This window comes from Neisseria sp. P0009.S007 (assembly GCF_051962515.1).
In genome coordinates this window covers 1-391 of sequence record NZ_JBQCVF010000932.1, presented here as the reverse complement: position 1 = coordinate 391, position 391 = coordinate 1, and the positions used below count along the sequence as shown (strand labels likewise).

1 protein-coding gene is annotated in these 391 nt (G+C 57.8%); it reads left to right on the top strand.

Going from position 1 to position 391, the window contains the following annotated elements:
• Positions 1 to 391, top strand: a 391-nt coding sequence (gene bamC, locus ACTHS3_RS17175) for an outer membrane protein assembly factor BamC (protein WP_440368663.1), incomplete at both ends; no start/stop codon positions are given.

The window sequence follows — 391 nt, the reverse complement described above, 5'->3', positions numbered from 1 at the left end:
ACCCCGATCAAGGCAACCTCTATCAAATACCCGCAGGCAGCGGTGCCGTCCGCGCCAGCGACCTGAGCCGCCGTACATCGGCAACCCAACAGGCCGCCAACTCCGAGGTCCTCAAATCCGTCAAAGGCGTCCGTTTGGAGCGCGACGGCAACCAACGCTGGATTGAAGTCCAAGGCAAATCCCCTGCCGAAATTTGGCCTCTGTTGAAAGCATTCTGGCAAGAAAACGGCTTTGACATCAAATCCGAAGAACCCGGCATCGGCCAAATGGAAACCGAATGGGCGGAAAACCGCGCCAAAATCCCGCAAGACGGCCTGCGCCGCCTCTTGGACAAAGTCGGCATGGGCGGCATCTATTCCACCAGCGAGCGCGATAAATTCATCATCCGCAT